Annotated in this window: 18 protein-coding genes and 1 pseudogene; 11 read left to right on the forward strand and 8 right to left on the reverse strand. The window is 55.6% G+C overall.

Features of this window, described 5'->3' with window-relative positions; all coding sequences use genetic code 11:
• Window positions 1–149: 149 nt before the first annotated feature.
• Both PG731_RS04640 and PG731_RS04645 read right to left on the reverse strand, forming a co-directional pair.
• The gene (locus PG731_RS04640; protein WP_442952647.1) at window positions 150–764 is read right to left on the reverse strand and encodes an SAP domain-containing protein; all 615 of its coding nucleotides are present in this window, start codon (window positions 762–764) and stop codon (window positions 150–152) included.
• 14 nt (window positions 765–778) lie between these two features.
• Window positions 779–1,198 carry a nuclear transport factor 2 family protein gene (locus PG731_RS04645; RefSeq protein WP_019118573.1) on the reverse strand — a complete coding sequence of 140 codons (420 nt, stop codon included), beginning with the start codon at window positions 1,196–1,198 and terminating at the stop codon, window positions 779–781.
• A 215-nt stretch (window positions 1,199–1,413) separates the two neighbouring features.
• On the opposite strand from PG731_RS04645, the pseudogene PG731_RS09210 reads away from it, so the two are divergent.
• The 4 genes and pseudogenes from PG731_RS09210 to PG731_RS04655 all read left to right on the forward strand — a co-directional run.
• Window positions 1,414–1,695 (forward strand): annotated as a pseudogene (locus tag PG731_RS09210) (SinI family restriction endonuclease); the annotation flags it as partial.
• Between the two features lie 1,020 nt (window positions 1,696–2,715).
• The gene (locus PG731_RS09215) at window positions 2,716–2,925 is read left to right on the forward strand and encodes a hypothetical protein (RefSeq protein WP_442952650.1); all 210 of its coding nucleotides are present in this window, start codon (window positions 2,716–2,718) and stop codon (window positions 2,923–2,925) included.
• 12 nt (window positions 2,926–2,937) lie between these two features.
• The gene (locus PG731_RS04650; protein WP_270772565.1) at window positions 2,938–5,016 is read left to right on the forward strand and encodes an IS1249 family transposase; all 2,079 of its coding nucleotides are present in this window, start codon (window positions 2,938–2,940) and stop codon (window positions 5,014–5,016) included.
• A 527-nt stretch (window positions 5,017–5,543) separates the two neighbouring features.
• On the forward strand, window positions 5,544–8,132 hold the full coding sequence (locus PG731_RS04655; protein WP_270772460.1) for an AAA family ATPase: 2,589 nt from the start codon (window positions 5,544–5,546) through the stop codon (window positions 8,130–8,132).
• On the opposite strand, the gene PG731_RS04660 is transcribed toward PG731_RS04655, so the two are convergent.
• A complete protein-coding gene (locus PG731_RS04660) occupies window positions 8,033–8,359 on the reverse strand; it encodes a hypothetical protein (protein WP_270772461.1) in 327 nt (108 codons plus the stop codon). The genes PG731_RS04655 and PG731_RS04660 overlap by 100 nt on opposite strands.
• A 366-nt stretch (window positions 8,360–8,725) precedes the next feature.
• On the opposite strand from PG731_RS04660, the gene PG731_RS04665 reads away from it, so the two are divergent.
• Window positions 8,726–8,965: a hypothetical protein gene (locus tag PG731_RS04665; RefSeq protein ID WP_270772462.1), complete on the forward strand. Its 240-nt coding sequence runs from the start codon at window positions 8,726–8,728 to the stop codon at window positions 8,963–8,965.
• Here PG731_RS04665 and PG731_RS04670 read toward each other — a convergent pair.
• Window positions 8,954–9,298 carry a hypothetical protein gene (locus tag PG731_RS04670; RefSeq protein ID WP_270772463.1) on the reverse strand — a complete coding sequence of 115 codons (345 nt, stop codon included), beginning with the start codon at window positions 9,296–9,298 and terminating at the stop codon, window positions 8,954–8,956. The two genes, PG731_RS04665 and PG731_RS04670, sit on opposite strands and share 12 nt — an antisense overlap.
• 405 nt (window positions 9,299–9,703) lie before the next feature.
• Complete coding sequence (locus tag PG731_RS04675; RefSeq protein WP_270772464.1) at window positions 9,704–10,084, reverse strand: hypothetical protein; 381 nt, start codon at window positions 10,082–10,084, stop codon at window positions 9,704–9,706.
• Between the two features lie 223 nt (window positions 10,085–10,307).
• Between PG731_RS04675 and PG731_RS04680 the strand changes: the two genes are divergently transcribed.
• The 4 genes from PG731_RS04680 to PG731_RS04695 all read left to right on the forward strand — a co-directional run bounded on the left by PG731_RS04680 (window position 10,308) and on the right by PG731_RS04695 (window position 13,072).
• A complete protein-coding gene (locus PG731_RS04680; RefSeq protein WP_270772465.1) occupies window positions 10,308–11,120 on the forward strand; it encodes a TIGR04255 family protein in 813 nt (270 codons plus the stop codon).
• Entirely contained in the window at window positions 11,113–11,772 is a 660-nt protein-coding gene (locus PG731_RS04685) for a hypothetical protein (protein WP_270772467.1), read from the forward strand. Before PG731_RS04680 ends, PG731_RS04685 begins: the two co-directional genes overlap by 8 nt.
• A gap of 14 nt (window positions 11,773–11,786) precedes the next feature.
• Window positions 11,787–12,488, forward strand: a complete 702-nt coding sequence (locus tag PG731_RS04690) for a hypothetical protein (protein WP_270772469.1) — start codon at window positions 11,787–11,789, stop codon at window positions 12,486–12,488.
• A 437-nt stretch (window positions 12,489–12,925) separates the two neighbouring features.
• Window positions 12,926–13,072, forward strand: coding sequence for a hypothetical protein (locus tag PG731_RS04695; protein ID WP_270772470.1), 147 nt, complete (start codon window positions 12,926–12,928; stop codon window positions 13,070–13,072).
• Window positions 13,073–13,232: 160 nt separating this feature from the next.
• Here PG731_RS04695 and PG731_RS04700 read toward each other — a convergent pair whose 3' ends face one another.
• From PG731_RS04700 to PG731_RS04705, 3 genes are all read right to left on the reverse strand, one after another.
• Window positions 13,233–13,475 (reverse strand): hypothetical protein, encoded by a 243-nt coding sequence (locus PG731_RS04700; protein ID WP_270772472.1) that lies wholly within the window; start codon window positions 13,473–13,475, stop codon window positions 13,233–13,235.
• Window positions 13,475–13,651 (reverse strand): ADP-ribosyltransferase, encoded by a 177-nt coding sequence (locus PG731_RS09220; RefSeq protein WP_442952651.1) that lies wholly within the window; start codon window positions 13,649–13,651, stop codon window positions 13,475–13,477. The genes PG731_RS04700 and PG731_RS09220 overlap by 1 nt, the downstream gene beginning before the upstream one ends.
• Window positions 13,652–13,898: 247 nt before the next feature.
• Entirely contained in the window at window positions 13,899–17,768 is a 3,870-nt protein-coding gene (locus PG731_RS04705) for a Rib/alpha-like domain-containing protein (protein ID WP_270772473.1), read from the reverse strand.
• A 1,368-nt stretch (window positions 17,769–19,136) separates the two neighbouring features.
• Between PG731_RS04705 and PG731_RS04710 the strand changes: the two genes are divergently transcribed.
• Window positions 19,137–19,643 (forward strand): S26 family signal peptidase, encoded by a 507-nt coding sequence (locus tag PG731_RS04710; protein ID WP_270772474.1) that lies wholly within the window; start codon window positions 19,137–19,139, stop codon window positions 19,641–19,643.
• A 96-nt stretch (window positions 19,644–19,739) separates the two neighbouring features.
• Window positions 19,740–21,362: an isopeptide-forming domain-containing fimbrial protein gene (locus PG731_RS04715; protein WP_270772475.1), complete on the forward strand. Its 1,623-nt coding sequence runs from the start codon at window positions 19,740–19,742 to the stop codon at window positions 21,360–21,362.
• Window positions 21,363–21,370: the final 8 nt, after the last annotated feature.

Genomic DNA, 21,370 nt, shown 5'->3' on the forward strand with positions numbered 1-21,370 from the left:
AGACAACTAATGAGCGACAACTTCTCCTTCCTAGAAAAAGATTTTCCTTCTTTCCATTTTTAGGCAAATAAAAAACAGTAAACCTTTTTTGATTTACTGCTTTCGTGTTAGCTTTTATTGACTTGTTAGTTTAGCAAGCTAAAAATATCCTACCTGCAATACTCTTTTATCTTATCTGCATATTCAGTCGAAAGATTCTTTGAATAAATTTTTTCATTTTTTGAATTTCTGACTTCTTTCCAAAGAATAGAGGCTACTTTTAATTTGTTCGAATATTTGCAACTATTTTTGTCTGCACAGAAATCCTTTAAAAATTGGTTCCATTGACAAACTGAATTATCATACTTCACATAATTTGATTTCCCATAATAAACTTTTAGCATATCTTGAATTGTAAAACTCAAATCATTTTCTCTTTTTACTTTTCTCCAAGCAGTAGCCATATCAGCAGTAAATTTAAATGGCGAAACATCTGTTAAAATTGAGAAATACTCTCTGAAATGTATGTTAAAGGAGAACCCGCATTCAAGTAATGGAGTATCTAAGGTAATAGTTTCTACTTGTTTCTTTTCATTTTTTATTGATGACTTTTTAATCAAATCACCCTTAAAGTACTGCTCAATAATATAATTGAGTTCCTGTTTTGTACCTCTGTATTCTAATCCTAATGACTTGCATATCCGTGAAAGTTCTTCACGATACCAATAGTATTTATTAAACTCATCAAACGATGTAATTTTGTCAAACTCAGGTCTACTTTCCATCAATATTCTATCTCCTAAAACCAATTTGCTTTTTCATCTCTAAATAATGGTGTTTCACTCTCTTTGTAAGGATTGTAGTTGTTACAATTGCAACCAAACTCTTTCAATGCTTTTATCTTATTATCGGCTGTCCAAACAATCAGAGAGATACCGTCAAATTCTTCAACTTTCCCCTCATTCATTTTATTTTTGAAGTGCCATTCTACAATAGTTTGATTATCCTTATGAAAAAATTGCTTTATATCCCACGCAAGAACTTTTCCTCTTGTATTCCACTCATTAAACCAGTGCTTTACTGTTTGCCGATTTTCATACTTAGGACACCAACTCTCAATATAAATCACATCATCTGAAAAAATATCATCTATTCCTAAGTCTTTTTGTGTAAGCCACATATCAAACCATAAACGAATGATTTTCTCTCTTTCATCCATGAATTTAAACACCTCAAAAATCAAATACTTATTTAATATTATACCATTTTTTCACTCAATTTTATAGGTCTAACTCGTTCCTCTTGGAATCGTAAATAAGCATGTAGACAATAAGGAAGATGGGGATTATGTAGAGCTGGTAATTGAATAGTGTATTAAAATAATTACGATATAATTTCACGGGTTCTGATAGTAAATGTACAGATGATGATTGGGTTTGGTGTGCGGGCGAAGTAGTAAAAGCTGTCGACTTTATTCGTCCAAGCAAACAAGCTGGAGCTGACTGGGAGTCTCTACAGATTAAAAACCGCGACAATTCAGAAAACTCGTCCAGTTCAGCTATCCGTAATGGCACCGACATCAAAAAGTGGTACAGAACAGTGTCTAAAACGGGCAGTACGAGGTGGGAAAAATTCCTAGTTGGCGCAGATGGCGAAAAGCTTGATGAAGTGGATTTTCAGAACTTTGTGAAAGAGTACCTGATGAGCTTGCGCTAAATCTATTGGTGGTCGTATAACGGCTCAGCACGCTTGCCATTTCGGAAGCGACATTTTCGCAAAAACCTAACCATTTCGCAAAAGTGGGGTTTGCGCGCATTAGCACACGCAAAGTTTTCGGCTTTTTCGGGTAACAGCTTTCAGTCGTTAAATTCGGCGCTGACACAAGGCGCGTTAGAGCAAGTATAGAATCCCCACTTTGGCTTGATAACAAGGGAAAACAGGCATATTTGCTTAGTCTCCATAACCCTCACCTTTGTATCAATACCAGCAATCCCGTAACGATTCCGCGTAATTCCGCGCGAAAGTCCCCGCCGCAGACGGCGCATGCAACCTACGTGCTACATCTGCAGAGGAAAACCGTCCGGTCATGGCGTTGCGACCACACAGAAAGGCCAGCAACGCCATGATCGCATACGGCCCCGTTATCGACGCCCCCAACCTCGCAAACGTCCGTCAGGCGCTCGCGGCCACCCTCCAGACGGTCCTCCAGACCTACAGGACGAGAAGAGGCCCCCCGGGGGGTACCCCGGCAGGTGCGCTCCCGGCTGCTGCGCGTTTAGGTGCTGCCAGTGTGTACGGGTTTTCAGGGTTTCACCGTGAGCTGGGCCTATGTGAGGGCCGTTTGTGTGCGTACCCCTATTGAGGTCCCGCGAGCGCCGTTGGGAGAAACCGGGGGGCGCTATGCCTCTTGGGGGCGAACTGCGGGAGGGGATGGAGGATGGTGCCCAGAGATCACAAGCGGCCCGGTATTGGCATAGCCTGGGTAACCCGGTATCCTGGCAGATGTATGCCCTAGGGCTTCCGCTTCGCTTCGGTGAAGGTCCGGACCCCTAGGGCATTAGCATGTGCGCATGTCGTCTGATCCAGCAGCCACACAGGCTTTAGCAGCCCTCATAGGCGGATTATAGGACAAAATGTGTTGCTCTGAGGGTGGTTTTTTTGGCTTTGTGGTGCGGGAAAGTCTGGGTTGAAGTTGGGTTGGGCAACGTGTGAGGGGTGAATACCCCAAAGTGCCCGGTGTGTGGGCGTGTGATGACCCGTCATGGCTACTCGTCTTCGGGGGGGCAGCGATGGCGGTGCAGACTTTGCAAAGTGACCCAAGTGGGTCGTATCGACGCGTCGGCGAAGCATCTTGACGAGTTCCTCGCCTGGTTGCTCAGTGGTCGACGTCAGTCTGACATGCCGGGAGGGGGTAGGGCTTTTCGTCGCAGGTGTCAGCCTTTGTGACAGCTTTGGCCTCTGGCTCCCGTCGTGGACGAAGTCCACGACGCCGTCTTCGTTGACGGTATTCATTTGGGTTGCAAAGCGGTCGTGTTGATCGCCCAAAACGAAAAGCATGTTCTCGGCTGGTATGTGGCACGCAATGAGAACTCGCGAGCGTGGGCGGCCCTCATGGAACGCATTGCACCCCCACGCCTGGTCGTTGCCGATGGGGGCGGTGGTTTTGAGAAAGCCCGCAAGAAGGTCTGGCCCAATACGCGGACGCAAAGGTGCACCTTCCACGTGTTCGGCCAGATCACCCGGGCTACGACTTTACGGCCGCGTCTTGAAGCATCCAAAGAGTTGTACCGGCTCGGCACCAGCCTCCTACGGGTGTGCGACGCTGAAGAAGCCCACGCATGGGTCCAGGCGTATACCGACTGGTGCCTGAGGTGGGAAACGTTCCTCGCTGAGAAAACCAGCCGCGATGGCGGCGGATGGGAGTATACGCACGAACGTCTAGTTCGCGCGCGTAGCAGTTTGAACAGGCTCGTGTCCGCAGGCGTGCTCTTCACCTTTGTGGACCCCGCTTGGGATCGTCAGATGCCCGCGATGAACAACCGTATCGAAGGAGCAACCAACGCTCCCTTACGACAGGTGCTGCGCGACCATTGGGGGATGCGGCTCACCCGCAGGATTAAAGCGGTTTTCTGGTGGTGCTACACGCACAGCGAACAACCCTTGCCCGCCGCCCAGATCCTCAAAATCATGCCCACCGACGCTCAGATCGAAGCCGCCTGGCACCTGGTTGGCGCCACCTTCCAGGCCGGTCAGCTCGTCATCATCGACGAAGCCTCCCTCACAGGCACTCTCTCGCTCGACCGGATCACGCAGGCAGCTGCGGAGGCGGGGGCGAAGGTGCTGCTGGTCGGTGACTACGCCCAGCTCCAGTCTGTCGATGCCGGCGGTGCGTTCAGCCTGCTGATCCACGACCGCGACGATGCTCCCGAACTGGTCGACGTCCACCGCTTAAGCCACGCCTGGGAGAAGACCGCATCCCTGGAGCTGCGGCACGGCCGCACCCCGGTCATCGACACCTACCTGGCACACGAGCGCATCCACGAGGGTGACGCCGAAGCCATGACCGATGCCGCCTACACCGCCTGGCGCCACGACCGCCAGCAGGGCTTGGCGTCGGTGCTGATCGCCGAAACCCGCGAGAACGTCACCGCCCTCAACGTCCGCGCCCGCGCCGACCTCATCCTCGACGACACGCTGAAGCCCGGCCCCGAAATCACCCTGTCCGACGGGCCCAGGGCAGGGGTTGGTGACACGATCATCACCCTCCACAATGACCGTCGGCTGCGGAACCGGCACGGCTGGGTCCGCAACGGCCAAACCTGGACCATCACCGCCGTTCGTGACGATGGGTCGGTCACGATCCGCCCACCCGGGGCCCGGTTCGGGAACAGCATCGTTCTGCCCGCTGACTACGTTCTCGAGCACGTCGACCTCAGCTACGCCGTCACCGCCCACCGCGCCCAAGGCATCACCACCGACACCGCCCACGTCCTCGTCCTCGTCGAACCCACCACCACGCGCGAGAACCTGTACGTCGCCATGACCCGCGGACGCGAATCGAACCAGGCCTACGTCATCCTCGACCGTCCCGATGATCACGCCATGTCGCATCCGGGTGACAATCCCGACGCCACCGCTCGCACGGTCCTCTACGGCCTGCTCCAACACAGCGGTGCTGAGCTGTCGGCGCACGAGACCATCACCGCCGAGCAGGACCGGTGGGGCTCGATCGCCCAACTCGCCGCCGCAGCCCAACACGACCGCTGGACCACCTTGGTCCGCGGCTCCGGGCTCACCGACGAGCAAGCCCAAGCCGTCATCGAATCAGACGCCTTCGGCGCCCTGACCGCGGAACTGGCCGGGCCGAAGCCAACCACCACAACGTCGACACCCTCCTGCCACGCCTCATCCAGGCTCGTAGGTTCACCGCCGCCGACGACATCGCCTCCGTCATCCACCATCGCCTCGCCAACGCCACCACCCAACCTGCCGGCTCCGGTCGCCCCTGCCAGTCACCGCGTCTCATCGTCGGACTGATTCCCGCAGCCACCGGCCCCATGACCACCGACATACAACTGGCCCTGACCGAACCGAAACTTCATTGAATCTCGAGCAGAAGGCTCCTCGACACCGCCGTCAACACGCGAGAGCCCTGGGTTTCGGCATTTGGCCCGATCCCAGCCGATGGACGGGAGCGGCAGCAGTGGAGACGTCACGCAGTGGTGGTCGCCGCCTACCGAGACCGCTAACAGATCACCGACCCTGCACCGCTCGGCACCCCACTCGAGTAAGCTGCCCAGAAGATCGACGCTGCACGGGCCCGTGAAGCCCTCGATCGAGCGTTGAACGGCGCTAGTGTCGAACAAGACCAAGAACACTCTCGACGCGCTCGGACCCAGCGCACGGGACCGTTGCTGTGAGCCAGAGTGAGCTTTGGAGCGGCGCGTTCGCTGTGTCGCTCAGCCCGACCCCAGCTCCTCGGGCATGATGGATACCACCATGACAGTTCGAGTTGGACCGGTGACACGTATCTACTGACACCGTTCGCCAGGACGGAGGTAGACGTGGCCGCTCAAGAAGTCTCAGTCAACTTGGGAAATGCGACGCCCCGACGCCTGTTGGTGGATTGGGCGAACGGTGAGGACGCATGGGTGCGTCAGATCACCGCTGAAACGATCTTCTCTCGCCAGGCACCGAGCGATGCGTTGCTGGACGTCGCCTACGCCACCTTCCTCGCTGAGAAAGGGCTTGGCGATGGCGAGGCCCCGGAAGTCCCGAAGCTTGAATTCGTCGCTGCGGATGCGGCGGAAGAGGAGACTCTCGAACTCGTCAGTTTGGCGAACATCGAAGGCGTCAATGCACTCGCCGCCGACCAAGAACTTGACTTCGACCCGAAACTGACCGTGCTCTTTGGACAAAACGGATCGGGGAAGACTGGATATGCGCGGATACTGAAGCGTATCTCTGCTGTTCGGACTGCTGAGGATATCCTGCCGAACGTGCACGCCGCCTGTTTCGACAGTCCGCCGTCGCCCAGCGCTACCATCCAGTACCGACAGTCTGGCGCGGACTCCTCGGTGATATGGGAGAACGAATCCGGCCTTGCGCCATTCACCCGCATCAGCGTTTTCGATGCGAGCGCAGTTTCGCTGCACGTTGACAGCGATCTGGGTTACGTCTACACGCCAGCCGAACTCGCACTGTTTGGTCACGTCGCTGCCGGACTGCAAGGCATTCAGCAACGGATCGCAACCGAGGTCAAGGCCTTGGCGCCGGGGAGCAACCCTCTGTTATCGAGGTTCACGCGAGGTACGAAGGTGTATCCCGTAATCGAGGCCCTGGGCGCTACCACAGACCTCGCGGAGCTTAACGCACTGGCAACGCTGCCCGAAGGTGCCGAGGCCAACCGCGAGCGTCTCGAAGGTGAGATCGCGGCATTGCGTTCCAACTCGCTCGACGCGATTCTCTCCAGCACACAGGAGACTGAACGTCACCTCAATCGACTACACGGCGTGCTTACAACGGCAATGAACTTCGATCCGGTCGTCTATGAGAAAGCCCGAGTGAAACTCCAGGAAGCAGAAGGTCGAAGGACGGAAGCGCGAGAGCAACTCTTCAGTCAGGATGAGTTGCCAGGCCCAGCAGATGAGGAATGGCAGGATTTCATCGTTGCGGGAGACGAGTACCGCCAACACCTTGACCGCGAGCACTATCCAACAGCCGGCGACAAGTGCCTGTACTGCATGCAGGAGCTCAGTCCGACGGCCTTGAATCTGTTGACTCGCTATCGCACGTTCCTCGATGAAACACTTGCCCGTCAGGTCGAGACCGCGAAGACTGAGGTGCACAACTCCAGCCTCAGGTTCGACGAAGCCGAACTAACCCGCGCGAACGAGTTCGCCACAGAACAGCGGGATAGTGAAGACCCACCGGCATGGGCTGCTCAAGCATGTGAGGTGCTTGCGGCGGCTCGGAGCGTCGCTCAGGGCACCGCGAATGGTAAGCCCGTGACCGGAGGCAACCTCCGAGAGAGCGCAGAGACAGTGGCATCTACGGTCGCAGCTGAACTGGCGACTGTGCGGGCCGCGGTCCAGCAGATGTCGGAGGACAAAGCCAATGCGGCAACCGTGCTCACCGGAAAACAGAAGGAACTCTCAGAGCTTGTTGCACGTATTGAGCTGAACCGGAACATCGTCGCAGCCCGAGAGTATGTCCGACGCGCACGAAGAGCGCAACAACTCGACAAGTTCTCACGGGGCATCTCAAGCGGCGCGTCGAAGCGGCTCACGGTCCAGTCCAAACTCGCCAGCGAAGACCTCGTGAACAAGAACTTCGAGACGCTGTTCGCCGAGGAGTGCGCTCGCCTCCGAGCACCTCACGTCGCCCTTCGATTTCAAGGGCGCAGTGGACAAGCGCAACGTAAGAAGGCGGTCGCCTCTTACAAGCCCTCTGCGGTGCTCTCGGAGGGTGAGCAGAAGGTGTTGGCGCTGGCCGACTTTCTTGCCGAGAGTCGGATGCGAGGGGCCAAAGCGCCTCTGATCTTCGACGACCCGGTGACAAGTCTCGACTACCGCAGACTTGATGAGGTTGCTGAACGCATCCAGAATCTCGCCGAGACACATCAGGTCGTTGTCTTGACCCACAACATCATGTTCGCGTCAGCGCTGATGGCGGCCAGGCAGAACAAGAAACTTAGGACGAGAATCTACGAGGTGCGTGACGGCGGAGAGGTCAAGGGAATCCTGGCTCCGGACGTCGAGCCGAGGCTCGATACGCCAACCGATCTAGCCAAGCGGATCAACGTCAAACTTCAAGAGATGACGAGCGCTGAGCCGGTGGTGCAGGATGCACTCATCAAAGAGACCTACGATCTCATTCGCGCCTGGTGCGAAGCCTTCGTCGAGCAGGAACTCCTCCAGAACGTCACACAGCGGTACCGCAAGAACATCATGATGACCCGTCTGTCGAAGATCGACAGCTCTCGGCTCGATGCTGCCGTCGCAGTCGTTGAACCCCTCTTCGATCGTGCTTGCGAGCGAATGACCGGACACTCTCACGCCGCCGAGTACATGAGCACCAAGCCGACTGTGAGCGAAGTGCAGGAAGACTGGGAGAAGGCGAAAGCAGCGCGCTCGGCATACATAGCCACCTGAGCGGCGGATCGGCGTGGAAGCGGTTCGCAGGCAGCTACATGGGCGTGGGCGAGTTCGTGCGCGCGCTGGGCGGCGCTCATTGATCCAGAGCGAATGCCGGCTTCGACCACAACGGTCGCTGCGAGGCTCGCCACCACATCATCAAGCTCGGCAAGCCGAACCAGCTCAAGCGCCCCCTGCTCGCGAAGGAGACGGTCAATCGCGGCGTCATCTGGTTCTGTGATCATCGACAGCTCCATCCGTGCTGTGCGCTTGCCCTGGACTACGGCGCTCAGGTTCGTACTCGTCGGTTCCTCCCACTCCTACAGAGAGGTAGCGCGGTGACGCGGGAGCTGTATACGCCGTCCCCGGCGTACAGTGGATAGTGGGGCAGGTTCTCCTCTCTTGCGGGTCCTTCGGGACGGCCTACGGGCGCTCACCCACGTACTGCCTCCTCGACGGAGTACCACGTGTGACGAGAGAGCCCGACCATGTTTTGAACCATCTGGATCCTCAGCATCCACGCCCATGACTTCTTCCAGCACTACATGCCGAGCAACCGATTGCTCGCAGCAACGCGAACCCGGCGAGGGCTGAAGTGGGGTGTCTCGGCGATGCTCGTCGGTGTCCCATACCTTGCCATCGCCAACGTGTGCACCATCCTGATGGACCGTGGGGCGCCCGAGTGGCTGCACCTGGTTGTTCTGTGGGGCATCTGGAATGCCCTCAAGTTCATTCTCAGCGGTCCCATCAGCCTGTTCCGCCTCGTGCGAGCGATCATGCGCGAGCAGATGATGGCCCAGACAGTGCGCCCGACGGACCGGAGGCGGCTCCCCACCAACTCACGCTGCTGAGCTGCACCTTGTGTCCCCCCGGTGTGGTCGTCCACCCGGTCGGATCGACACTCCCTGACGCGCGATGGTTCGACGCACGGTCTGCGCGTCCACCTCGAACCGGCGGCCCAGCTGCACGAGCGTCCAACCCGATTGGTACAACCGGGCCGCTTCCTTGGCCTGCACAGAATCCAGACCCGCGCGGCGAACAGGGACGCTGCGCCGTGCAAGATGAGCTGCCGCGGTCAGGCGATGGATATGAAACTGCTTGGCCAGCCCACGCAGCGTCGCGCCGGCCTCGTAGGCAGTGACCAGCTGGTCGACTTCGGCGTCGGTCAGAAAAGTTTGAGTCATCCCAAGTGAGCGGACGGACTGGCCCCGAGAGTCCACAACACAGGGTTCCGATGGCCGCTTCGATATCCGGTAAACCCCTCGCGACCAGCGAGAACACACGGTTCGTGCGGCCGAGCCAAAGTTGTCAAACTCTCTGCGGAGGTCCACCCCTATCAGATGACCCAGCACGGCCACGTTGTTGTGTTCTTGTGCCATTTTTGGTCCTGTGCGTGAGGGTTCACGATTTCAGACAAAGCACCTAGTTAAAACGTTTTTATGCGCGTGAGAGTTGGGGTGTTCCGGTGGCGTTGGCGCCGCCCATGGGTACTACGCTTGCGCCGCATCTAGGAAGTGTTGTCGTTGGCAAGGCATTCCTGACCGGAACTACCGGTTTTTGACTGGATGACTACCAGGGACAGTGAGCCATCAGTTCGATTTCCGCTCGGTGATGTGCTGATGGCTGAGACGGATTGTGCCCTGCGAATGACTGTCTTGTCCGTGAAGCTGCTCGCGTCGCTGTAGGCGCTCAACCCTCCACGTCGATCCGCGTCCCGTGGGTCTGCCGCGGCATTTGGCCTTCTTCAGCTCCTCGCTCTCAGCATGCGTGACACCGGGCTTTTTTATGCCGGCTTCGACATCGTCTTGGGCGAGCCAGAGGCACAGGCAGGACTCGGTGATCCCGAAGTCTTTGGTGACCTGAGCGATCGGAATTTCACCCTTCCGAGCGACCGCGACCACATCAGCACGGAACTCTTTCGAATAAGCAGCGGGTATGACAACATCCTTCCAGTGATCCCCAGGGGCCACAGATCAGATGTCAGCCAAACTCATGGCGGACCGTTCGTGGGGCGAGTAGTGCCTTACGAGCGCCGCCCCTGCGTCCGCGGCAATGCCGACCAGCAAGCACAGGCACAATGCGCAACTGATGCCCGGGCCTGATCCTGCACCGCCGCCACTGGAGTAGAGTCACGACGTCACCAAATTTCACTTTTGGTTGTCGTTGTGGTTCGCGTCTTGGTAGGATGAGAGTGTGAGGGAGCGAGAGATTTACCCGAGTGCACCTATCGTCCTGATGGCGATCGAGGTGCGATACCCGCCGTGCGAACCGCTCGACCGCAAGCAGATCGCGGAAGCATCCGCGCGAATCAAGCACTTGCTGCCACTACCGAGCGAGATGAGCGAGGTTTCCTTCACCGTACAGGCAGGGCCGGACGGCCCACCGACACAGCAGCAGGTCATCAACAACTTCCCGCGGTGGACCAGTCGCGACAAACGGACGGCACTCTCCATCCAGCCAGCCAGCCTGGTTATCGAGACCACTGACTATGGTAGTTTCGACAGGATGCGTGCGTTGCTCGACATCGTGCTTCAGGCCCGCTTGGACATTGCAACCCCGGCCGGAGTTGAGCGGATCGGGCTCCGGTACATCGACGAGATCAGGGTTCCCGCTGAGAACGGTGGCAGCGCGCCCGTCTGGAATCAGTGGGTGGATGCCTCGCTACTTGGTCCTGCTCATATTGGGGCGGACTTGGGGCTTGCGCCGGCTGTGAATGAAGGCGTCTTCGTCTTCTCCGGCAGTAGCGATCATGCGGTGGTGTTGAGGTACGGCGCGCAGAGCGGCTACGCGGTGCAATCGACTCCCGACCTACGCCGTCCATTGCCACCTCCGGGGCCACTGTTCAAGTTGGACATCGACAGTTTTTGGCAAGCTGCCGACGAGGTGCCCGAGTTCGACGTAGAGCTCATCCTGCGTCAGGCAGACGCACTGCATGAACCAGTGCGTGGGGTATTTGAGAGTGTGATCACGGATCGGCTACGAGAGGAAGTGTTGCGGAATGGCTGACACCGTGGTGCGTAACGCCGCGGTTGAGTCGGCGCTGGGATCGCGCGCTACTGCGGGTGACTCCACGTTTACTCGGAACCTGACGGAGACGAGACTTACGCCTCCCCGCCTGACGACGGAAGTTGGCGGAATCCGAAGCGTAGCCCGTGCGCTTCACGACGACGTAGATAACCTCCACAAGCGCACCCACGAGGATGAGTGGCGTACGGCGGCAGCTGAGCGCGGTAAGGCCAGCGTGACGTCAATGCTCACGGAGCTTGCTGATCTCGGGTTCGCCTGGCGCGACATTGCACGGATGATCGGCGTGAGTGTGCCGGCCGTGCAGAAATGGCGAAAGGGAGCAAAGGCCTCGGGTGACAGCCGCATTCGGATTGCAAGCCTCCTTGCGGCCTGCGACTTGGTCACGAACCACTACATGGTTGACGAGATCGCCTCCTGGTTCGAGATGCCGCTCTCCTCGTCTGCCCCCGTCACACCGATCATGCTCTATGCGGCCCATCGTGCGGATCTCGTCTTCGAATTTGCGAGCGGTCACGTAGATCCCGAAGCACTGCTATCGGAGTTCGACCCCGATTGGCGCGAAAAGTACCGGTCAGACTTCGAACTCTTCGAGGCGAGCGACGGCAACCGCTCGATTCGCATGAAGGGCTGATCTTGAGGCACGACTTGGAATCCCCGTACGTAGAGGGTGTCCCCGACTGGGGCGCCCTCTATCGTGCGCGTGGCGATGAGGTCGCGGCGACTCGCCCTATCTTCACCGGTGATGTGTTCACTGGCGTGGAATTGCCCGGATCGACCGGCAAGATTAAGGCGCGCTCCGTTTTGGTCCTTCAGCACCCGTGTTCGATGCGCACAAACGGCGTCGATCTCGCCTGGAAAGTACTTGTTGCCGAGGTGGCGAATCGCAAGGAACTGGACGAGCAGAGCTGGGTGGGAGGCCACTTCAACCTGATGCCGCTGCCTGGCCTCCGTCCCGATATTGCGAGCCAGAGCCAGCATCAGGCAGCCAACTTCGACAACCTCTACACGGTGGCCCCCGCTCTGCTGACCTCGCGGATTGCCTCCCTATCGCCGTTCGGGGTGAACGTCCTTCTTCAGCGATGGGTGCACTACAGCTCCCGAGTCGTGGTGCCAACCCATACCTTCCATGAGCAAACCGTTGCCTTCTACGAAGAAGCGGATCTGATCGAAGAGTGGTGCGACGAGGCGAGCAGCGAGGATCTCCAGGCCGCAACGCAGGCGTGCCTGAACTGGCTGCGGACGGATAGAGACGGCTCGACCTATCAAGAACTACTGAAGGACCCGCAGTCCCACAGCATGATTCGCCGCGCGATGCGCAAGGCCCTGAAAGAACGGAATCAGAGTTGAGAACGACGAAACTTGCTAAGCTGCCCGCCACTCTGTAGGCGGCGGTCGACGAGTTGCGCGCGAACTCGAAGCCGACGCCGGTTGTGGGGATGGACGTGCAGGGCGCTTCGTTTCTCGTCTATCCGCTAGCGGGTCCGACATGGGTCGTGGGGGCCTGATGATGATACCGCACGGCGAGCATGTCTGGAGGTATGCATGGCACAGATTCTTACGATGACGCGTGAGGCAGTGGCGGCGTACCGGGATCTACTGAACGCACTCATGGATTTGGTGGGTGGTTTTCGGCCCCGCCGGCGCGGGCGACCAAAAGGAGATGCTCCCGTGCCGCTACGAGTTCGACACGTTCCCCCTGAGCTCCACTGTGTAGCCCCGGAACTGTTGAAGTTCCGGGGCTTTTCGTTGAAATGGCGGGGTTTCTCGCATTTCTTAAAATGACTGTGAGATACAGGGTCAGCGAACTTCTTGCGTTCTCTCACCAGACGGTTTTCAATAATCCGGTCAAGGTCTTCCTGACTGGTAACCGGCTTGAACCCGCCTGTGTTTTCTCCCAAAACATCGGTGTTGCCCTTGAGGGGCATGGTTGAATCAGACATGGTCTGTCCCCTTTCTTTCCCGTTTATGGCTTGTCAGCCTGTAATTGATCCCGCCAAAAAGAGTCTCCGGGCGGTTCACGGAGCGCCACGAGGGCATAACAAAACCCCGCACCATCACCGATGCGGGGCAAAAACTAGAACAAAAAAGGGCTTAAAGCTTACCTTCAGCTTTCAAACGACGATACTCCCTAGCCAAATCTGAAGTATCAAAAGGCAGATCACGATCTAGGCATTCAGAAACCCTAATCCCTACCCAATCCTTCTCAGGACCGGGCCGAGGAATGCAAAAGCCAGTCTCTTCCTCTTCAGCTTTGATTTCAGCATCCGTCATTTGACGCGGGTTATTCCATTGGAATGTGCAAGGATCCTGAAGAGGGGTTTTATATTTCGGCACTACTGTTCACCTCCAATGTATTCAACGTAGACCATCGGGGTACCGTTTTCGGATCTAATTCTCTTTAATTTAAGTTTACCGCCGCGTATGATAAGGATTTCGTCTTCGCTGGGAATAGCGGAGAACTTGCTGATAGCGGCGGCGTTAGTTCCTTTCGGGAGCAGTAGTCGCGTCAGGAATAGCCTGCGCGATCTTCACAATGAAATCAGATGCGGCTTGCGAGGACACGTACCTGGCGGGAGTCCAATTCACATCCAGCTTCCACGAACCAGTTCATTTAGGCTGGGGTTTGTTATGCCCAAAACCCGATCATAAGCAACAGGTTTTGTCTATTAATCCGCGTGATTACAAGTGAAAAGCTAAAGGGCGGTGGGCAGTAAAAACCTTACTGCCCACCGCCCTTTAGCCTAGCCGTGTTTTCGGTTAGCTCAGCTTGCGTTCCTTTCGCTTGAGCAGAACACCGATTGCAAGAGCGGCAACGCTAACGCCTGCGATAGGTAGAACGCTCGAACCTGTACGTGCCAGCTTAGAGTGTTCTGCGGAGGCAACCTTCTTTACCCCCGGAGTAGTAGAACCATTCGGGTCACTCGGGGTGGAATCAGGGGTACCCGTTCCGCCCGTACCCGGCTGGTTGCTACCTGGATTATCGCCAGGGTTGTCGCCGCCTGGGTTGGTACCACCCGGGTTGTCCCCACCAGGCTGACCGCCAGGATTGTCACCACCAGGCTGACCGCCAGGGTTGTCACCACCAGGCTGACCGCCAGGGTTGTCCCCACCAGGCTGACCACCAGGATTGTCACCACCGCCACAGGTCGGGCACACGCGCACTAGCACCTGAGCTATTACATCGTCATGCGAACCATCCTCGTAGGTGACCCGCACGGGAACTGTAATGAGATCGCCGTCCGCGGCAGCTCCCGGAACCGTGAGCGTTATAGAGCCATCTGGGTTAACAACGGCGCCACTCGGATTGTCAGCTCCGGGGGTCAGCCCAAAGGTTGCACCCTGCGGCGCGGGGTTGGTTTCCACCTCAGGGGTGTTGTTTGAATCGAACCCAGGAACTGGAACGGTTACTTCCTTGCCCGGTTCTCCGTTTTGCGGAACGTAATTAGGTTGCAGGCTCTGAGCATCGTTCGGAATAACAGAAACGTTTGTGCGTCCCTTACCTGTTGAACCATCCGGATAGTTAATCAGCAGATCAACAGATCCAAGCGAACCCGGTGTGGCATCAGCCGGTGGGGTTACCTGCAACTTGTCACCGTCTATTGTGCAAGTCCACCCAGTGGTGCATCCTTCAACCGTTACGGTAGAGCCCGTCGGGATGATATCCCCGGTATTCGGGATATCCAGCGGTGTGCCTGGTTTGGTTGAACCATCGTTCCAGTTGGGTGTGGTCGTTCCGGCTTGGGTGTTGCCAACGTGGATGAGTGCTAGTACGGTTTCCTGACCTCCATTGTTGGGGTAGGTGATTTGTACTGGTACCCGTACCGTAGTGTTTGCTTCGGCCAGGGTTGGCGTGTAGGTGATGATGCCGGTGTTCGGATCAATTTGTGCTCCGTCGGGTGCGCCTACTGCTGTTGCGAAGGTGGTGCCTTGTGGAGCGGGGTTGGTTTCGGTATCCGGTGTGCGGGGGTCGTCAAACAGCGGCGCTGGAGTAGAGGCTGGTGCTCCTACTTTTGCGTTCGTGTCTGCATAGGATCCATTGTTTATTTCGATGAGTGCACATCCAGAGTCGTTAACGGTGAGGCCTGCCGGGGTGTCCGGGCAGAAGTCCTCTCCTGTAACCGGGTTATCCGGGTCAGCAGGATTTGGATAACCATCACCATCAGAATCAGGACGCACGGTAGCTGTGCTTTGCGCATTTGCCGGGCCAGTGTTAGGCGTACCTTTAGTTTCGGTGGTGTACTGGACTTCCACCACATAGTTCTGGCCGGTGGCTTCCTGAGTGGGGGTGCCCTCAATCATGCACTTGCCGCCGATGAAGCTAGCCTGCAAACCTGCGGGCAGCCCGGTTGCTGTACAGCCTGTGATCGTGGCCTTACCTGGATTAGTTAGTGTAACCTCGGCGGGAGTTATTGCCTGGTTGATAGTTCCGGTGATTTCCGGAGCGGTAACCGTTGGGGCTACCGCACAACCCTTGCCGTCAACCTGCGCATCAGCTGCAGTGCCTGGGCACTTATCGGTTAGATCCGGAACTCCATCACCATCAGCATCCGCAGCCGAGGTAACCGCAACCTTTGCATTAACCTGCTTGGTTCCGCCTCTGTTCGGATAGGTGACGTTCACCTTCACGGTGTAGCTATCAACCGCAGTATCAAGAGTTGGGGTGTAGCTGAGCTCGCCGGTCTTATTGTCGATGGTCACCCAGTCAGGGGTTCCAGGTTCCAACGTATAGGTGGTTCCAGCCGGTTCCGTATTGGAACCGTACTGTGCTGTGGCTTGAGCCGTATCACCTTGGGCGACGGTGGAATCGTCATACGAGGGAGCGAAACCACATGCCGAACCACTAATATCCAGCGTCCATTCCGTAGTGGCCTGAGGTTTAAGCTGGTAGGAATCCTTAAGCGCGTCCTTCAGCTTGGCAACAACTTTAACCTTGTTGGCATCAGCTTCAGCAACAACGCCACCCTGGTCGTCAACAAAACTCGACGTGTAATCAAACACCTTGGAATCCGGTATATTAACCGAACCCTTTACCGCACAAGTAGCAGCAGGTGTAACTGTAGGTGCTATAGGAGCCGCTGCCGGCTTGGTAGCTCCGGGAACAGTTGGAGTCATATCACAGGTTTTTCCTGCAATATCGAGTTCCCACCTAAAGACCGCGCCGTGAGCAAGCCGGTAATTATTCAGGTCTTTAAGCTGCGCGGTAACAACAGCTTTAGTGCCTTTGCCCTTGGTAACCACCTGGTTGTTCTTGTTGCGGTATTCCACGTTGTAATCGAAGATGTCGGCGCTGATATCCGGAGCCTGTGGCAGTGTTACTGATGCAGGCTCACCACACTTGTCATTCGCTGCAACCTGCGGTGCGGTGGGCTTTACTTCTTCACGCACGTCGTATTCGTGTTCAAACGTGAATCCGGTAGCAGCCGTTCCCTTGCCGGGGCTTTCTGCCTCATGTTCCAGCTTCAGATTCTGCCCTTCCGGCTGGAAAGGCTTTGCTAAAACGCTAATAGTTCCCCTCTTGATGACACGTCCCTGGGGATCCTTCGGGTAGGAGATGGGGGTACCCGGTATGATCTCTTTGCCTTCAAAGTGCCACGTTATTCCCTCAACTTCGGGAACGGTGAAAGTTAGTGCATTGTCATCGTATGTGGGAGCAGGAACTATTACTTTCTTGGAACCGTAGAAAGTGAAGTTCCATTCGCGTGATCCACAGATGCTGCCGTCTATCGTGTAGTCATCTATTTGCAGCTGCCTATTCGGATCAAAATCATAAGTCTTCATCGTCTTCACGTTGCAGGTAACGTGGAAGGCCTTGATCGTCACCTTTGATTCCCCGTTCACGTACGGAGCCAAGGAACTTGCCGTGTAAGACTTTGGATCCTTCTGAACCAGCTTTCCAGCTGAGTCAACCAAGTAGTACTTCAAATGCCAGTCGTTGGACGGGATTTGTAAAGTATCGGAATCCACCCCAGGGTTGTCCGTTGCTACTGGTTTGGGCGGCTCCACGTTTCCGTAGAATTGAGGCAAGAAGTGAGGTTCTATTTGGGATAATGGGGATACAAACTTGGTGCTCGTGGCTGAACTGTTACGCACTGTACGCGAGTAGGAATACCCGTCTCCTGGCCTGGAACCGTAGTAGTCGATGCGCGCCACGCCGTCTATATATTTGACTAGCTCGTTAACAAAGTTGTTTTCCTTGGTTACCTGTACTTCGGCATAAGTAACGCCCTCGTGAGTAATGTCTTTACAAGTAGTGCCTTCTGCTGCAACTTCAGCGCACGTTCCCTTCGACCACACCACGTATTCGTTCTTGCCATCACCGAAAGGTACCGATTGTCCACGGGTGTGCATTTCAAGCTTTATCTGGTCACCAGGACGATCAAAAACCGAAGTACCTGCCGTCTTTGCAGAATCGTCTTCACCTTCGCCATGGCTGAGCGTGTGGAAGTAGCCAACTTCGTCCCTATCTAGTAACTTCCCGCCGGGAACGGTGAAAGTTTTATAGGCAAGATCTTCCGGAATCTGGCAGCTGCCATCCCTGCGCACCAGCTCCATCTTCATTGTGGCAGGCCAACCCACTTTTGTTTTATCAATGGCCTCTTCGGGGGTGTTGAAGTACATGCTGTCCATTGGCACGCGCTTCCATTCGCCCGTTGTAGGAACCAGGTAGTTTACAAAGACGTCAAAGTGCAGTGGCCCCGAATCGGCTCCGAATTCACGCCGCAAAGGGTACTGCCAGTACAAGCGAGCTTTGTCAGAAAATGCCTTAATCGTAGAAACACCGGCATTATCGTAATCACTGCCCGTAACATTCCACTTTGGTGACCTGTTCGTGCTACATATCGGTTTGTTGCTTGGCTGTTGCATTCCAAGGGACGGGGTAGCCGGTGCGGCCTGAGCCGTGGTTTCCGTTAGTGGAATTCCAACAAACGCTGCGAATAGTAATGAAAGAACACCAAGAAGCGCGCCGGGCGCCCTCTTCCGCTGATAATTCAACATGTAACCTGCCTGCTTAAAGAACACACAACAAAACAGTTGTGGAGTTGGGAATCTACTCTTACACCTTTACCCTAAGGCGTACGCTTTGCAGTTAACAACTGCGAGCTGATATATGAAAAGAAAAACTAATACGCTTCGTACAGTGTGTTTCTTCTAGCAGTGTTCCTTGCTATGAGCGCAAAGAAGCGCCCATTGATGAGAATATTTTTCCAGTTTTGTTTACCTTCGTCCTGGCGGTGAGCGGAACCCTGGTTACCCCTATTTCAGCGCACGCTACAGATTCTTTGGTGGACACCCACGATAATGAGAACGCCAAGACTCGTATCAGGTGATCCCACGAAGGCCGGACAAACCGTGGAACACCGAGTGAAGCTAACTAAATAAAACCACTAACGCGGCTTCCTTTGAGTCCGTCAACTACAACCTGGATAACGCTGCGGGTTGCCAGTGGCGCAACGCCGAGCCAAATGTGGTTCAGGAATGTTATATGGGGTTCTCAAAGAAGAACGTCGAGGGATATCTGGATCCCACCTCCTCATCTCCGTCAAGGAGAACAAGGTTCGTATCGGGGTGCTTCATAAGAGCCTCCAGAGCGATTTGACTCGTCATAGTCAAACAAGAGGATCGAATATAATCAGCAAACGAGGTGTATCCGCGAACTTCTAGAGCAGAGCTAGCGAGAATGAGGCGTTAGCGCCAGATAGTAGATAACCACGTCTTCGCAAGCGACGTACCCACCCTCGCGACTTTTGCACCCACGCTCTTGCGCCTGCACCTATACCCGAACCTTTGCACCCAAATGCGCTCAAAGTGTGCCCGCTACACCCACCTAGATAGAGCCTTGTATCAAAATGAACGTCTAAGTAACAAGGACATCTCTGCGAGAGCAGGGGCTTTCGTGTATCCGGGGACAAACGGCGCAGGGATCCGACTGTCCATATTAGAATGCGGGTGGGCAGTTGTATTAGTTGTGTTGCTGGTTAGTTCTAAGGCGGTGTGATGCCAGATAGAACATGGGATTCTCTAGCTCGGGTCACCCGGGTGTGCCTCCGGGTTGCGGAGGTGGCGCTGGTGCTGAGCGCGTTGGCAATTATTTTGTCAACGTTTTTTGTCACTGTTCTACAGGTCCGCGGCACGGGAAACGGGTTTGAAAAGGACGACGTGTTGGTTGCCGCGCATCACGTGGATTTTACTCGGGGTGACACGGTCGCATTCTTCCACGGAAACCGCATACTGGTTCGCTCGGCTATCGCCATTTCCGGCGATGAGGTAGAGGTGCTCGACAACGGTCATCTGGCGGTAAATGGAGTCGAGTCCCCAGCTGCGTTAACGCCTGAAGATTTAGCTCGCTCAGAGGTTTCTTTTCCGTCAACGGTGCCTGAGGGAGGTGTGCTGGTTGTGATCGGCCAGGGTGATACTTCCGCATTGCACCAGGTAGTGGGCGAGGATTTTGTTGGTCGCGTGATATTGCAAGTGTGGCCTGTGCGGAGTTGGGGAGGAGTTTAAGCCACTGCGCTTGGACAGGCGGTCCATGCTTACAAACAAAGTGATAGTCTGCGAAGGTGCGAACTGCACGTCTTTCGAACTCTAGAAGGAAGTCTTATGTCTCGACAAATCTCCATGCAGGGGGGGGTACGTGCGGTCGCGGTTGCGTTTGCTACGGTACTTGCCCTTTTGTTAGCGGTATCGTTCCCGGGCGTGGCGAAAGCAGCGGATGATCCCACAATCACTGTGACCAGCCAGGAAGGCGATCACACTTACGGTGCGTACCAGGTCTTCAAGGGTGAGCTAGCTGAGGTTGACGGCAACAAGGTGCTGTCAAACATTGAGTGGGGCACCGGTGTTAAGCCCACCGAGCTCTTGGCCGCTGTGGCTGGCGCGAATCTTCTTACTGGTATTACTGCAGGGTCTTCAGCTGCCGATGTTGCAAAGGCTTTGGAAAGTGCAGATAGCGCGAAGGCTCTTGCATTTGCAAAGCTAGTTTCGAAGAATCTCAGCACCACCAAGTCGGATTTCACCAAAACTGGCAATGAGGCTCCCTACACCTACAAAACCGGCAAAGTTGACGCCGGTTACTACGTAGTGGTGGATACGGACACTAACGCTGCCGCTTTGACTACTCCGATCTTGCAGGTTGTTGGTCCAGTCACGGTTGCATCAAAGTCTTCTGTTCCTACTTCGGGTAAGAAGGTTCAGGAAACCACCGGCGTTGCAGAAAACCAGGTCAATGATGGTGAGACTGCTTACAATGTGACGGCTAACTATGAGATTGGTATGGACGTGCCGTTCCTTCTCACTGGTACCGTTTCGAAGAACATCGCGGACTACACCACCTACAAGTACGCGTTCGTTGATGAGCTCTCTAAGGGATTCACCTTCAACGCTGATTCGGTAGAGGTTTATGTTGGCACCACTAAGGTGGATGCAGGCAAGTACACGGTCACTCAGGAGACGATCACCGATGCCGGTGATTACAAGGACGGAACGCGCATCCGTGTTGCGTTTGACAACCTGAAAGACGTCCCGGGCGTAACTGCTGACTCCACGATCACCGTTCGTTACACTGCGAAGCTGAACGAGAAGTCAGAAGCCGGCAAGCCGCAGCCTAACAAGGTGCACGTGGAGTACTCGAAGAGCGCATCTGACGATCAGGGTGAGCCTGGTAAAACGCCTGATACCGAAGTTTATGTCTTCACCTACAAGGTTGATTCTGAGAAGGTAGATGCAGATAAGCCTGAGACTAAGCTTCAGGGCGCCGAGTTCCGTTTGGTGAACGCTGACAAGACCAAGGCTGCCACGATCAACAACGGCAAGATTACCGGCTGGACTGATCTTGATGGCGGTACCTCAATTACCGTTCCTAACGGCGGCCAGTTCTCCATTGAGGGTCTTGACGCTGATGTGCAGTACTACTTGGAAGAGACCAAGGCTCCGACTGGCTACAACCTTCCCACTGGAGACGCGAAGTACACGTCAATCAAGCTGACTGCCACGGTTAAGACTCAGGAAGGCCAGAAGCCTGCTGTTAACGTGTTGCAGCTTGGCGCAGACACTGATAAAACTCCAGCAGATGGCACCTTCTCCACCCTCCAGATTAAAAACTCGAAGGGTTCAACGCTTCCGGAGACGGGTGGCATTGGTACCACGATCTTCACGATCGTTGGCGTAACCGCGATGGTTGCTGCCGCAGGTGGTTTCGTTCTACGTAATCGCAAGAAAGCGTAGATATCAGC

It is taken from the genome of Pauljensenia sp. OF14-1SRA (genome assembly GCF_027694595.1).
GTDB classification, from domain to species: Bacteria; Actinomycetota; Actinomycetes; order Actinomycetales; family Actinomycetaceae; genus Pauljensenia; species Pauljensenia turicensis_B.